The sequence below is a fragment of the Gilliamella sp. ESL0232 genome (genome assembly GCF_013346885.1).
GTDB lineage: Bacteria > Pseudomonadota > Gammaproteobacteria > Enterobacterales > Orbaceae > Gilliamella > Gilliamella bombi.
This window is the reverse complement of the sequence record NZ_JAAEDW010000006.1, coordinates 62,908-76,034: the sequence shown is the minus strand read 5'-3', so window position 1 is coordinate 76,034 and position 13,127 is coordinate 62,908. Positions and strand designations below refer to the sequence as shown.

The following is a 13,127-nucleotide window of genomic DNA, read 5'->3' as shown; positions in this document are numbered from 1 at the left end:
TAATTTTAACTATTACTATTTTATCTGGTTTTTAAAAATCACCTAAAATATCTAGTGCTTCTGATACTTTTTTAACTGCAAAAATCTGCATATTTTCGGGCTTCTTCTTCGGCATATTGGCAATAGGTACAATTGCTTTTTTAAAACCATGTTTAGCCGCTTCAGAGATTCGTTCTTGTCCGCTTGGTACTGGTCGAATTTCGCCACCAAGACCAATTTCACCAAAAATAACGATATCTTGTGGCAACGGGCGATTGCGAAAACTTGATACAAGTGCTGCAATCAATGCCAAATCCGCACTTGTTTCGGTAACTTTTACACCACCAACAACGTTAACAAAAATATCTTGATCGGCCATTTGCAATCCCCCGTGCCTATGCAATACTGCAAGCAATAATGCAAGCCGATTTTGATCTAATCCTACAGTCACACGTCTTGGATTACCATACATCGAGTGATCGACTAGTGCTTGGATTTCAACCAGTAATGGGCGAGTACCTTCCCACAATACCATTACCGAACTACCCGGTAGCATTTCATCTCCACGGCTTAAAAAGATTGCTGATGGGTTGCTAACCTCTTTTAAACCTTGTTCTGTCATAGCAAATACACCCAGCTCATTTACTGCTCCAAAACGGTTTTTATGGCTGCGTAGAGTTCTAAAACGAGAATCAGCATCACCATCTAATAAAATTGAACAGTCAATACAGTGCTCAAGTACTTTTGGACCAGCAAGAGAGCCATCTTTAGTAACATGCCCCACCATAATAATGGCAATACCTTTTGTTTTGGCAAAACGTGTTAAATAGGCAGCTGTTTCGCGTACTTGTGCAACACTACCAGGCGAAGATTGGATATCAGTAAGGTGCATCACTTGGATAGAGTCAATCACCATTAATTTAGGCTGGGACTGCTCAGCCAATAAACAGATTTGCTCAATACTGGTTTCGGACAACATATTGATATTATCCGCAGGTAAGCCTAATCGATGGGCACGCATTGCAACTTGTTGGAGGGATTCCTCACCTGTAACATAAAGTGTATTCATTTGTGATGAAAGCTTACTCATGGTTTGCAGTAATAACGTACTTTTACCTGCTCCGGGATTCCCTCCTATGAGAATGGCACTCCCTGGTACAACACCACCACCAAGCACACGATCAAATTCTGAAAAACCGGTTGAAAATCTTGGCAGTGCCTCTAAACTGATTTCGGACAATTTTTGAATTTTAGCTTGCCCAATCCCGCTACCTGCATAACCCGTTAATCTGTCGTTACGTGAAGAGGTGCTTGCAAGCCTAACTTCGGTAATGGTGTTCCAAGCATGGCATGAGCTACATTGCCCTTGCCAACGTGGGTAATCTGCTCCACAATCATTACAAACATAAGCACGTTTTACTGCTTTTGCCAATTTAATCTCCTAACCTTCACTTAATAAACTAGTGGATAAAATACACCATAAACCCGTTAAATCAGCATAATTAATACTAATTCGTGCTTTTTCGACAACTTTAGGTTTACCATGATAAGCAACACCTAGACCAGCAATACGAATCATCATCAAATCATTGGCTCCATCACCAATTGCTACAGTTTGTTCAATGGGAATTTCCAGCGATGCTGCTAGTTGTTGTAATGTCCTTGCTTTATATTTTGCATCAACAATTTGACCAGAAACTTTACCAGTTAATTTACCATGTTTGATTTCTAATTCATTAGCATAAACGTCAACTAATTTTAACTTTTGCTTTAAATGATCCGCAAAATAGGTAAAACCGCCTGAGGCAATAGCAACATGCCAATTTTTTTTATGCAGTTCTTTTACTAAATAAGTAAGCCCAGGAGTAAGTGGTAAATTATCTTTAACTTGATCTAAAATAGCTTGATGCGCCCCTTTTAAGGTTGCCACACGTTTTCGCAAACTTGTGGCAAAATCAAGTTCACCACGCATCGCTTGTTCAGTTACCGCTGCAACTTGCTGCCCTACACCATGCAATTTGGCCAGTTCATCAATACATTCAATGCCAATCGCTGTCGAATCCATGTCCATAACAAGTAACCCCGGGGAGCGTAGCGTGGGTAAATTATCGATTGGGGCAACATCAATACCTAATGCTAATGAAATTGATTTGGCTTTTTTAGGTATCACCCCGGCAATACGAACAATCTGATAAGTTTTGATTTTCCATGATGAAACAATCACCATTGGCATAGCAAGTTGATCTTGGAACTTTGATAAGACTGTTTTATTTAACTTTTTACCATAAATAATCCAGCCTGTTTTACCTGCATTATAATCTAAAGGAACCACTTCACAGCCATTTAATGACAGCGGTAAACCTTGCCAATGTTGGATATTTTCAGGTAAATCATTGTAGGTGAGAGTATAAGCCATATCTGAACATCTTTATAAGATAAAATAACTCCAAAATTTATCACAACTACTAAAGATTGTCCAAATCAGGATTGTGTGATTTTTTTAGTTTTTTATACTCAAACACATAGTAACCGGAAAGTTTTTAACAAAAGTAAAAAGTCAAATTATACTTTCTTTAATACTGCATAAAAGAAACCATCACCACCATTTTCAGTAGGTAAAAATTGTTTAAGTTCACCTTGTAATTTGGCGCTGGTGTTTTCTTGTAAAAAACGCTCAATTTGTAATTTATTTTCGTCTGGTAGGATTGAACAAGTGGCATAAACCAAAGTACCATCAGTTTTTAAATAAGCCCAGATTTTAGTTAAAATGGCGTATTGTAATTCAGTCAACTGCATGATGTCACTATCTCGGCGTAACCATTTTATATCGGGATGACGGCGAATAACGCCTGTTGCAGAGCAAGGTGCATCAAGTAAAATGCGATCAAATTGTTGCCCTTTACACCATCGTTCTGGGGTTAATCCATCACCAACTTTAACTTCGGCATGTAAGTTTAATCGAGTTAAATTTTCGTGAATGCGCTTCACTCGGCTAGGCTCAATATCCACAGCTAAAACTTGTGCTTTTGGAGCAACTTCTAAAATATGTGTGGTTTTACCACCAGGTGCTGCGCACATATCCAAAATGAGCTCGCCATTTTGCGGTGCTAACAAATAAGCGGCATATTGAGCAGACAGATCTTGTACCGTGACAGCACCCTCATCAAAATAGGGTAATTTATTTACATTGACAGGCGACAATAATCGCAGAGCACTAGGTAACTCTGGAAAGCTATCAGATTCAATTTGTCGTTCAGCAAGTTGTTGTTGGTAATCACTTACTGAATATTGGTTAAGATTAACTCGCAACCACATTGGTGGCTTTTGATTATTAGCATGAACAATAGCATGCCACTGCTCTGGATAGGCCTGCTTAAGGCGTGTTAATAACCAACTTGGGTGTAATGTCTGCTGGTTTTGTTGCTTGCTGTCTTGCATAAATTGTTGCTGTAATAATGTTTGTTGGCGCAAAAACTCACGCAATACACCATTTACAACCCCTTTAAGCTGTGTTTTTTTGAGAGTATTGACCGCATTAACTGTCTCACCAACTGCAGCATGTGCAGGAATACGGGTATAAAGAATCTGGTAAATACCCACTAACAATAGGTCATGTAAAATTCTATTTTTACCCGTTAACACTTTACTCATCAAGGTATGAATATAAAAGTTGAGTTCTGGTAATACTCGCATCACACCAAAACAGATTTCTTGTACTAACGCCTTATCTTTATCGGCTATTTTGTGGTTTAAAGTTGTCAATGTAGCGCCTAATGACTGTCCTTCTTCTAGCACATTAAAAATAGCTTGCGCACAAATAGCTCTAATATTTTGGGATGATTTTTTATTCATAATGAATAACGACCTTAATTCATTTAATTGGATTAACTTATAAAATTAACGAGCCAACCCAACCAGCAATAAATAATGGAATATTAAAATGGGTAAATGTTGGGATAACGCTATCGCGAATATGGTCATGTTGTCCATCATGATTTAGCCCAGAAGATGTCGCTAAAATAGTATCTGATGGCGGCGATCCCGCATCACCAATTGCACCTGATGCACCAATTAAGCATACGGTGGCAATTGGTGAAAAACCGAGTTGTACACAAAGTGGGACATATACTGCAGCAATGATAGGAACTGTCGAAAATGAAGATCCAATACCTAATGTAATAACCAGCCCAATTAGCATCATCACAAAAGCGGCAATCACTTTATTACCAGCAAATAATGCTGCACTATTGATAACCAAAGGTTCTATTTCATGAGTCTGCTTTAACACTTCGGCAAAACCTTGCGCTGAAATCATTACAAACCCAATCATAGCCATCATTTTGATGCCGTCCGTAAAAACGCCATCAGCTTCGCCCCATTTAATCGAACCCGACACAATAAAGCAAATAAAACCAATTAAGGCACCTAAAATCATTGAACCAGTATAAAGTTGAACAGTAAAAGATAGAATAATCGCCAATAATGAAACAATAAGAGAGCGCTTACTCACATCTTTTAAAGCATCTTGATTTGCCTCTCCACGAATAATTTTATATTCTCTAGGCTTACGATAACTAACAAAAATAGCCCATAATAGACCAGCAAACATGCCTAATGCAGGAATTGCCATTGCATGCATTACATTTACATGGCTAACATCCATTCCTGATGCGGTAATATTTTTTAATAAAATTTGATTTAAAAAGATATTCCCAAATCCTACTGGTAAAAACATATAAGGCGTAATTAATCCAAATGTCATAATACAAGCAATCATTCTTCTATCAAGCTGTAAGCGGGACATCACGTATAAAAGCGGTGGAATTAAAAGCGGAATAAAAGCAATATGAATAGGAATAACATTTTGCGATGAAATACTTACTAACCCAATAATAACAATCAAAATCCACTTGATACGTTTTTTGGCATCGCTTGATGTAAGTTGCTTAATAGCTTTATCAGCCAATAATTCGGGTAAGCCAGATTTTGATATTGCCACTGCAAACGCACCTAACATAGCATAAGAAAGTGCAATATTAGCTCCATTGCTGATCCCAGTATTAAATGCATCAATGGTTTCTTTTAACGATAAATGGCTAAATAGTCCACCAACAAATGCGCCAATTATTAAGCTAATAACGACATGAACACGGCAAAGAGATAAAATTAACATGCAAATTACCGCAACTACAACCGCATTTATTGAAGAAAACAAATCAAGCACTGTATTCATAAAATAAATTCTTATTTAAGAAGAAAACTTATTATTTTAGGCGATAGATGTTGAAAGTGCAATCGATAGTGTATACTCACTCTTTCATCTATATATAAATATATATAAAATTAAAAATGTGTTAATAAAAAATTCTAAAAATAGAACCCTTAACTAAACTGTAGGGCTATTGTGGAGAGTTGTTAATGAGAAATAATATCGACGGACATTTTTTATTGATTGGTTTAATGGCTTACCCTATTCGCCATAGCTTATCCCCTCAAATGCAAAATACCATTTATTCTAAATTAAAGGTACCTTATGTTTATTTAGCATTTGAAGTTGACCAAAAAAAACTCCCTGACGCAATTAAAGGAATTCGAGCATTAGGATTACGCGGCAGTGCCGTGTCCATGCCCAACAAGCAACTAGTCTGCCAATACCTTGATAAGTTAACACCTGCTGTGGAAATGAGTGGTGCGTGTAATACTATTTCAAACGATAATGGTGTTTTAACAGGCTATAACACAGATGGAATGGGCTACATGCGCATGCTCAAAGAAGCCAACATTGATGTGATAGGCAAAAAAATAACCATCCTAGGTGCTGGAGGGGCTGCAACAGCCATTGTTGTGCAAGCTGCTCTTGATGGCGTAAAAGAGATCACTGTCTTTAATCAAAAGGATGAGTGCTATACAAAAATAGAAGCTATTGCGAAAAAATTAAATCAAAATACTCAATGTTATGTACGCGTTATCGATCTCGCCGATAAAGATAAGCTACGCAAAGAAATTTCAGATAGTGTCGTACTTTGCAATGCTACAGGTGTCGGAATGAAACCATTAGAAGGAAAAAGCTTAATTACAGATCCAACAATGTTACCCCCCGATCTTGTTGTTACAGATTGTATTTATAGTCCGCGTAAAACAAAACTACTTGAAATAGCTGAGCAACAAGGTTGTAAAATATTAAATGGTATTGGCATGATGTTATGGCAAGGTGCAGCTCAAATAAAAATTTGGACAGGTGAAGATGCCCCTATTGAATATGTGAAAGAGCAAATGGGTTTTAATGATTAATGATTAATAAATAATTTCTTATGCTAATGACTTCATTCTACTGTTTTATTTAATACAAAATTAAAACCAGATAAAATTATGGTCTATTAACGGAATTTTTAGCTAACAGGATACAAAATGAAAACACTTACCATCAAAAAACTTGAAATCGGTTCAGGCGCACCCAAAATTATTGTGCCAATTATCGGTAAAACTGAGGCAGAATTAATTGATGAAGTACAGTTTTTACAATCAATTGATTTTGACGTTTTAGAGTGGCGTGTTGATCACTTTATCCACGTTGATAATCTTAATACTGTAAAGTTAGTCGCTAAAAAAATAGCAGATTTACTACCAAATAAACCTATTTTATTCACTTTTAGAACCGCAAACGAAGGTGGAGCTAAGCCATGGCCATTAACATCTTATATCCAATTGAATAAAGAAATGGCTTGTAGTGGGCTTATCGATCTGATTGATGTTGAGATGTTTATTGGTGATGACTATGTAAAAGATATTATCGATGTCGCACACAAACATCAGATATTTGTTGTGGTATCAAATCATGATTTTGAAAAAACGCCATCTAAGAGCGATATCGTCTATCGACTAAAAAAAATGCAAGAACTTGGCGCAGACATTCCCAAAATTGCAGTTATGCCCAACACCGAGGATGATGTATTAACCTTACTAGCTGCCACCACAGAAATGAACAAAAAACACTCAACCACGCCGATTATTACCATGTCAATGGCTGGGCTTGGAACTGTTAGTCGTATTTCTGGTTCGACATTTGGTTCAGCAATGACTTTTGGAGCGGCTAAGAATGCATCGGCACCAGGTCAATTAGATGTTAAACAATTACGATATATTTTAGACGCATTATACCAAAGTCGTAGTTAATTCAACTGAAACTATTTTATTAATCAATTAGCTAAAGAAGGAAAAAAACAGAGAGAGCCATGTAGTTGATATCAATAAACCTTTATATTAGACTTGGATATTGTTATATAAGTTGTTTTTATCAGCTAATTACATGGACTAAAGATTGTGCAAATTTACTAACAGATAAGCAGTAAGAAGTATATACTGCATTAACTATTAAATGCTTTTGCAGACTAAAAACAAAACTGCTTTAAATTTTTAATTTAAACATTCATTTCTCAGTTTAGGTTTAGTTAGAAAGTGCAGAATCTAAGTTAGTTAAATGGATAATTAATAAAAACGTATGAGGTTTATTTTTTTATGTTTTCTTGGTGGACTAAAGTTTATTTTTTTCTAATCCAAATTTTGGTGAAGCTTTTTGTTAAAAGCAAACCAATTCCTACCGATCCAATAACAGAATTAGACCTCGATACCAACAAGCCAATTTTATACGTACTTCCTTATAACTCTCAAATCGATTTGATGGTGGTTCGATCTCTTTGTTTGCAATATAGTTTACCTGATCCATTAGTTGGCATAGATATTAATGGTAAAGTTATTCCAGCTTATATCTATATTGATAAAGGACCTGGTATTTTTGCATCCAATCAACAAAAAAGTAAAGCGATTGAAATTTTAAGGGATTATATTTCTGCACATCAACAAAATCATGATCTTGATATTCAGATGCTACCTATTTCGGTCATGTTTGGTCGCCGTCCTGATAAAGAAGGAGAAAAAAAACTTTCACTGCAAGTACTTGGTGCACCCAGTAAATTATTAAAAATAATGACATCAGGCAGAGACTGTTATACACGCTTTTCTCGTACTGTTTCCTTTAAAGATATTCATGTCGATAAACAAGATCTTTCAGTGTTAGCACATAAATTGGCTCGCGTTGCGCGTATTCATTTTGCAAAGCAAAGGATAGCTTCTGTCGGCCCCAAACTGCCCATTCGCCAAGAAATGCTTAATAAATTATTAAATAATCCTGGACTGTCAGAAGCAATACAAGAAGAGGCTAAAAGCAAAAATATTGATATTGATAAAGCGAAAAAAAATGCTTTAGCAATGCTAAACGAAATTGCCGCAAATTTTTCTTATCGTATGTTAAGAATAACTGATTTTGTTCTCACTTGGGCATGGAATAGGCTCTATCAAGGTCTTAAAGTGACAAACGCAGATCCAGTTCGTGAGCTTGCGCAAAACGGACACGAAATTGTGTATGCTCCTTGTCATCGTAGTCATATGGATTACCTTTTATTATCCTATGTGCTTTATCGACAAGGTTTAGTTCCTCCTCATATTGCTGCTGGCATTAATTTAAACTTTTGGCCAGCAGGTCCTATTTTTAGGCGATTAGGTGCATTTTTTATTCGCCGCTCATTTAGAGGAAATAAGCTCTATACTGCCGTTTTTCGTGAATATTTGGCTGAACTATTTATCCGTGGTTATTCTGTTGAGTATTTTATTGAAGGTGGACGCTCACGCACAGGCCGGTTACTCGATCCTAAAACAGGCATGTTGATGATGACAATCCAAACATTATTGCGTGGTGATGCACGCCCAATTACTGTTGTTCCTGTTTATATTGGTTATGAACATGTTTTAGAAGTTGCAACTTATGCCAATGAACTCCGTGGTGCAAAAAAAGAAAAAGAGAGTTTAGGACGCACAATTAAAGCATTTTTCAAATTAAAAAAATTAGGGTTTGGCTATGTTAATTTTGGCCAACCTATACCTTTAAATCAATTTTTAAACCAACAAGTTCCTGATTGGCGAAATGAAATAGAACCAACTGGTACACAGCGCCCTAGTTGGTTAACACCAACAACCAATTTACTTGCTAAACAAATTATGGAGCATATTAACTCTTCAGCTGCAATTAATGCGATGAACTTATGCTGTTCAATATTATTGGCCGCAGACCAACGCGCACTAACCAAAGTAAGGTTACTGGAACATATCGATTATTTTTTAAAATTATTAAAAAATATTCCTTATTCAGATTTGATAACTATTCCAGATCAAACACCTGAAGAATTATTTGAACACGCCAAACAAATGGGTAAATTCATTATTACTACCGATGAAGTTGGTGAAATGGTTGGACTTACAACTGAACAAGCAATATTAATGACCTATTACCGAAATAATATTCAGCATTTACTGATTATTCCTGCAATCGTAGCTAGAATTGTGCTCAAATATAACCAAATATCATCTGGCGAAATATTAGAACAAGTAAGACGGTTTTTCCCTTTAATAAAATCAGAACTATTCCTTTATCATAATGATGAACAGCTAACTGTATATGTACAACAAATCATAGCAACTTATGCCAAATTGAATTTAATTAGCGACTCGACAGATAAATTGACAGTAAATTCTTTAAAAATTTCGGGATTACAATTAATTGCTTCATCTTCTAAAGATACTTTACAACGTTATGCTATTGCGTTTTCTTTATTGCAAAAAGATCCAACTATTAGCCGTGCAAAACTAGAAAAAGAGGCGCGTCTCATTGCTGAACGGTTATCTGTTTTGCATGGTATTAATGCTCCAGAATTCTTCGACAAAGGTGTATTTTCAACATTAGTCGCATCACTACGAGAGCAAGGTTATTTAGATGATCAAAATGATACCAACTTAGGAAAAATTGAAACCATGAATACAATACTTAAGCCTCTAATTACAGCACGAGTAATGCAAACTATCGACGAAATCAATTTATAACTCAAATAATAAAAAGTCCATAATGAAGCTATTAAACAAAAAAATAATAAGTCATGCTTTTTAGTTAATATGGTTTGGGTGAAAAAGAAAAAACAAATGATATTGAAACTTGAAGAAACACAACAACAATTAACTGATGAAGAACTCAACGAATTTAGTCAATTCGTTGGGAATAAAATTCACGATGATTTTATCAACTTTTACCGCCAATTTAACGGAGGAACTTTTATACAACTTGATAGTAAAATGAGTAATTATGTTGATGACAAGTTTTTGATTAATTTTTTTAGCATAAAATATGGCCTTACAATAGAAAATATTTATGCGCAGTTTAAACGAGATTTCCCGCAGCTACAAGATATGCTCCCTTTTGCTTCTGATCTATACTTGAATTGTTACCTGCTTTCATTAAGGCCTCAAGATAATGGTTGTGTTTACTACTGGTCAGTCGTAGAGCAAAAATTAACACTGCAATTTGAATCATTTAACTGTTTTATTTTATTTTTGGATGAGGTATTACAATCTCTTGACAAAAAATATAAGAAAGATCGCCAGCTAGATATTCTTATATGGGTTTGGGTTATTGCTTCAATTGCGCTTTACATTTATTTCAAAAAATAACCGTTTGTGATAATTATATTTTTGCTAAATAGATAATTAGCATTATAGCGTTCATTTAACTATGAGCTTAATAGAGGCATAGCAACATTATGTGTATATCTTTTTTGCGTAATGAGGTCATCAATTTTTTAAGTTATCATGCGTTATTTAGTTTAAGCTTACAAGCTAGAACAACATATTTGTTTGAAAATGGCATAATAAACCAGCAATCTTGCGAGCATGCTAAACAAGCAATATTTAATAATGATATTTTTGATAATTATAAACCCTCACCGTTATTAAAAAATCGTTATCTCGAAACAAAAATAGAGCAAATTACCGGTAATAAAATAAAGATTATAGATCACCCAGATAGTGGAATATCTGGGGTAGCTTGTACTTGTTGCCAATTTGTGGTGTTCGAAAATGCTGAAGATGCTATTTTTGAAATATGCCCTGTTTGCAATTGGCAGACGGATACATTGGATAAAAATGGTTATAGCAAATTAAACAAAAGTTACTTAACAGATTATAAAAATAATATCGTCACAAAAGAATTGATTGAGCAATACAGTGATGTATTTATAAGAAGGTATTCACCTACCAGCTTAAAATTGAAGCAAGTGTAATTTTCTATATAAATTTTCCTATCACAATGAAAGTATGTAAAATCTGATTTTTTAAACAAAAAACAATCTTTATGGCTAAATAAAATTTGATAATTTATTATTAAGAAGGCCATTAAATAAATTGGTAAACACATTAAAAAATAACAGAATAACAAATGACTAAATAGGAATCTAAAAATGCTACATTCGACAGTTAATGTCAAAATTTATTGGCGATCCATACAACAAGGTGGAAAAAAAACGCTTCCTATAAATACAAAATACTATCCGATCACTGAACCGCTTAAAGATAAGCAGGGTGATATGACAAGTTGGTCATTGGTAATAAATGTTAAAAATAATGAGAACATTAATACTCATGAAAGAATAGGTTTTGGTGAAGCCCATTTTTTAATGAAAAATGCGCCCAGTTACTTACTCAATAAAGGGTTTAAAATAATTATTTATGAGGGACCTAAACAAGTGGCAACTGTTGAAGTACTTTAATTACTGTCTTAAAATACAATTACAAGCTAAGAACATCTACCAACTAGAAAAATAAAGGTAAAATCACATTGAATAAATGGGAGTTTAATCATCAACTCAATCAATTAATTGCTATATTGACTTCCAAAGGTTTTGTTACCAAAGGCTGTAATGACCAACAATTGGCTCAACTTGAACACCAATATGGTCGGCTTCCTGTATATTATAAAATTTTTTTGTCAAAACTAGGCATTAATGCAGGTGATTTTAAGCTTGGTACAGCTATATTATTTCATGAAATTGATGATATAAACCAAGGCTCTTTAGTTTTACTGGTCGAGAACAATATTTCTATTCCCACTAATTTCTTTGCTTTTTTATTACATCAAGGTTATTCAAGTCTATTCTTTATGGATAGACATGATGATCCTATGGTCTATTGTTATACAGAAGGTGACGTAATAAAAAATTTAAATTGCAAATTTAGCCAATGTATATCGGCTGAAATAGCATTGTATAAAACGTATCAGACTGAGTAAATGATTTGTTTTTATGCTTTAGTGCATGACAAACCTATTAGGCTCTAAAATCATATTGAATAAAAAGGTTATGGTTATATGAAATATACTAAAGATGAATATATTCGATTAGGGAGAACATTACAAACAACAATTATTGATGATCTTCCCAATAATTCTTCACAATTTACTACTATTGCTATAAATTTTAAAAATAAAAAGTATAGGGTTCTTTACGAAGTTATAAAACTAGTCGATGGTGTGGATTTTTTCGACGAACATGAAACGATTATTGATGAAATTCATGAATTCAATTTGTATCAACAAATGATAGATTATTTAGGCTCTATTGGTATTGATATAGATCAATTGGGGCCAGCAAAAGGATCAAAGATAATATTTTGATTTGGGAAAAGTATTAAGGTTATTAAATTCATTTTTTATATCAAATCATTCATTTCACGAAATAATGCAATCAATATCATACAATCACAAACCAAGATAATTATAGGATAATACAACTGAATTTTAGTGATCTTATGCATCTGGATGTTCTGTTATTATATCCCCTAATTATGCGATCACTCACTAGTCACAATCAAACATGGAAAAAACAATGAAATATTACGCAAAGCTAGTTGCTATAGATCCATATATTGAGGAACAGGCTACTTTTGATTTTGGTCAATATCAACTTTGCTGTTTTATCAATTCTTCCGCTTGTGCGCTAAATCAGGGCAATATTTATCTATTAGAACTTAATTTGTGTTTTATTGACAAGATAAAGCCTGAACAATCTGGAGATAAGCATTTTTCTATTATGCAACAAGCTGATACTTTTGTTCATCATATTAATGGTTATCTATTTGAAAATAGATTAATACTATCGAATCTTGTTTTTCAAGATGATTTATTTTATGATTTTGCTTACTTAAGTGGTGATTTTATTAAGTTTAGTGTTGATAGGCTTTCTATTGATATTTTAAATAACATTTTTTAGATTAAG

At 34.3% G+C, this 13,127-nt stretch carries 13 protein-coding genes; 9 read left to right on the top strand and 4 right to left on the bottom strand.

Features of this window, described 5'->3' with window-relative positions:
* Positions 1 to 31 precede the first annotated feature (31 nt).
* The 4 genes from radA to GYW75_RS07665 form a co-directional block, all read right to left on the bottom strand.
* The gene (radA, locus tag GYW75_RS07680) at positions 32 to 1,411 is read right to left on the bottom strand and encodes a DNA repair protein RadA (protein ID WP_065560869.1); all 1,380 of its coding nucleotides are present in this window, start codon (positions 1,409 to 1,411) and stop codon (positions 32 to 34) included.
* A gap of 9 nt (positions 1,412 to 1,420) precedes the next feature.
* Positions 1,421 to 2,395, bottom strand: coding sequence for a phosphoserine phosphatase (serB, locus tag GYW75_RS07675; RefSeq protein ID WP_065560868.1), 975 nt, complete (start codon positions 2,393 to 2,395; stop codon positions 1,421 to 1,423).
* 146 nt (positions 2,396 to 2,541) lie between these two features.
* Positions 2,542 to 3,831: a 16S rRNA (cytosine(967)-C(5))-methyltransferase RsmB gene (rsmB, locus tag GYW75_RS07670; RefSeq protein WP_174798928.1), complete on the bottom strand. Its 1,290-nt coding sequence runs from the start codon at positions 3,829 to 3,831 to the stop codon at positions 2,542 to 2,544.
* A gap of 37 nt (positions 3,832 to 3,868) precedes the next feature.
* Positions 3,869 to 5,212: a Na+/H+ antiporter family protein gene (locus GYW75_RS07665; protein ID WP_174798927.1), complete on the bottom strand. Its 1,344-nt coding sequence runs from the start codon at positions 5,210 to 5,212 to the stop codon at positions 3,869 to 3,871.
* 185 nt (positions 5,213 to 5,397) lie between these two features.
* Between GYW75_RS07665 and GYW75_RS07660 the strand changes: the two genes are divergently transcribed.
* The 9 genes from GYW75_RS07660 (at position 5,398) to GYW75_RS07620 (ending at position 13,121) form a co-directional block, all read left to right on the top strand.
* Positions 5,398 to 6,270, top strand: a complete 873-nt coding sequence (locus tag GYW75_RS07660) for a shikimate dehydrogenase (protein WP_174798926.1) — start codon at positions 5,398 to 5,400, stop codon at positions 6,268 to 6,270.
* 117 nt (positions 6,271 to 6,387) lie between these two features.
* Positions 6,388 to 7,152 carry a type I 3-dehydroquinate dehydratase gene (gene aroD, locus GYW75_RS07655; protein ID WP_085164990.1) on the top strand — a complete coding sequence of 255 codons (765 nt, stop codon included), beginning with the start codon at positions 6,388 to 6,390 and terminating at the stop codon, positions 7,150 to 7,152.
* Between the two features lie 342 nt (positions 7,153 to 7,494).
* Positions 7,495 to 9,909: a glycerol-3-phosphate 1-O-acyltransferase PlsB gene (gene plsB, locus GYW75_RS07650; protein WP_174798925.1), complete on the top strand. Its 2,415-nt coding sequence runs from the start codon at positions 7,495 to 7,497 to the stop codon at positions 9,907 to 9,909.
* Between the two features lie 96 nt (positions 9,910 to 10,005).
* Positions 10,006 to 10,530 (top strand): SMI1/KNR4 family protein, encoded by a 525-nt coding sequence (locus tag GYW75_RS07645; RefSeq protein WP_174798924.1) that lies wholly within the window; start codon positions 10,006 to 10,008, stop codon positions 10,528 to 10,530.
* Between the two features lie 89 nt (positions 10,531 to 10,619).
* The gene (locus GYW75_RS07640) at positions 10,620 to 11,138 is read left to right on the top strand and encodes a CPCC family cysteine-rich protein (protein ID WP_174798923.1); all 519 of its coding nucleotides are present in this window, start codon (positions 10,620 to 10,622) and stop codon (positions 11,136 to 11,138) included.
* 177 nt (positions 11,139 to 11,315) lie between these two features.
* Positions 11,316 to 11,624 (top strand): hypothetical protein, encoded by a 309-nt coding sequence (locus GYW75_RS07635; RefSeq protein ID WP_194240446.1) that lies wholly within the window; start codon positions 11,316 to 11,318, stop codon positions 11,622 to 11,624.
* A gap of 68 nt (positions 11,625 to 11,692) precedes the next feature.
* Positions 11,693 to 12,142 (top strand): hypothetical protein, encoded by a 450-nt coding sequence (locus GYW75_RS07630; RefSeq protein WP_085164995.1) that lies wholly within the window; start codon positions 11,693 to 11,695, stop codon positions 12,140 to 12,142.
* Between the two features lie 78 nt (positions 12,143 to 12,220).
* Positions 12,221 to 12,526, top strand: a complete 306-nt coding sequence (locus tag GYW75_RS07625; RefSeq protein WP_174798922.1) for a hypothetical protein — start codon at positions 12,221 to 12,223, stop codon at positions 12,524 to 12,526.
* A 211-nt stretch (positions 12,527 to 12,737) separates the two neighbouring features.
* Positions 12,738 to 13,121, top strand: coding sequence for a hypothetical protein (locus GYW75_RS07620; RefSeq protein ID WP_174798921.1), 384 nt, complete (start codon positions 12,738 to 12,740; stop codon positions 13,119 to 13,121).
* Positions 13,122 to 13,127 lie beyond the last annotated feature (6 nt).

Excerpts from the sequence above, each read along its gene's own strand:
- serB (WP_065560868.1), bottom strand. The coding sequence starts at position 2,395 with ATGGCTTATACTCTCACCTACAATGATTTACCTGAAAATATCCAACAT.
- rsmB (WP_174798928.1), bottom strand. The coding sequence starts at position 3,831 with ATGAATAAAAAATCATCCCAAAATATTAGAGCTATTTGTGCGCAAGCT.
- GYW75_RS07665 (WP_174798927.1), bottom strand. The coding sequence starts at position 5,212 with ATGAATACAGTGCTTGATTTGTTTTCTTCAATAAATGCGGTTGTAGTT.
- GYW75_RS07660 (WP_174798926.1), top strand. The coding sequence starts at position 5,398 with ATGAGAAATAATATCGACGGACATTTTTTATTGATTGGTTTAATGGCT.
- aroD (WP_085164990.1), top strand. The coding sequence starts at position 6,388 with ATGAAAACACTTACCATCAAAAAACTTGAAATCGGTTCAGGCGCACCC.
- plsB (WP_174798925.1), top strand. The coding sequence starts at position 7,495 with ATGTTTTCTTGGTGGACTAAAGTTTATTTTTTTCTAATCCAAATTTTG.
- GYW75_RS07645 (WP_174798924.1), top strand. The coding sequence starts at position 10,006 with ATGATATTGAAACTTGAAGAAACACAACAACAATTAACTGATGAAGAA.
- GYW75_RS07640 (WP_174798923.1), top strand. The coding sequence starts at position 10,620 with ATGTGTATATCTTTTTTGCGTAATGAGGTCATCAATTTTTTAAGTTAT.
- GYW75_RS07635 (WP_194240446.1), top strand. The coding sequence starts at position 11,316 with ATGCTACATTCGACAGTTAATGTCAAAATTTATTGGCGATCCATACAA.
- GYW75_RS07625 (WP_174798922.1), top strand. The coding sequence starts at position 12,221 with ATGAAATATACTAAAGATGAATATATTCGATTAGGGAGAACATTACAA.
- GYW75_RS07620 (WP_174798921.1), top strand. The coding sequence starts at position 12,738 with ATGAAATATTACGCAAAGCTAGTTGCTATAGATCCATATATTGAGGAA.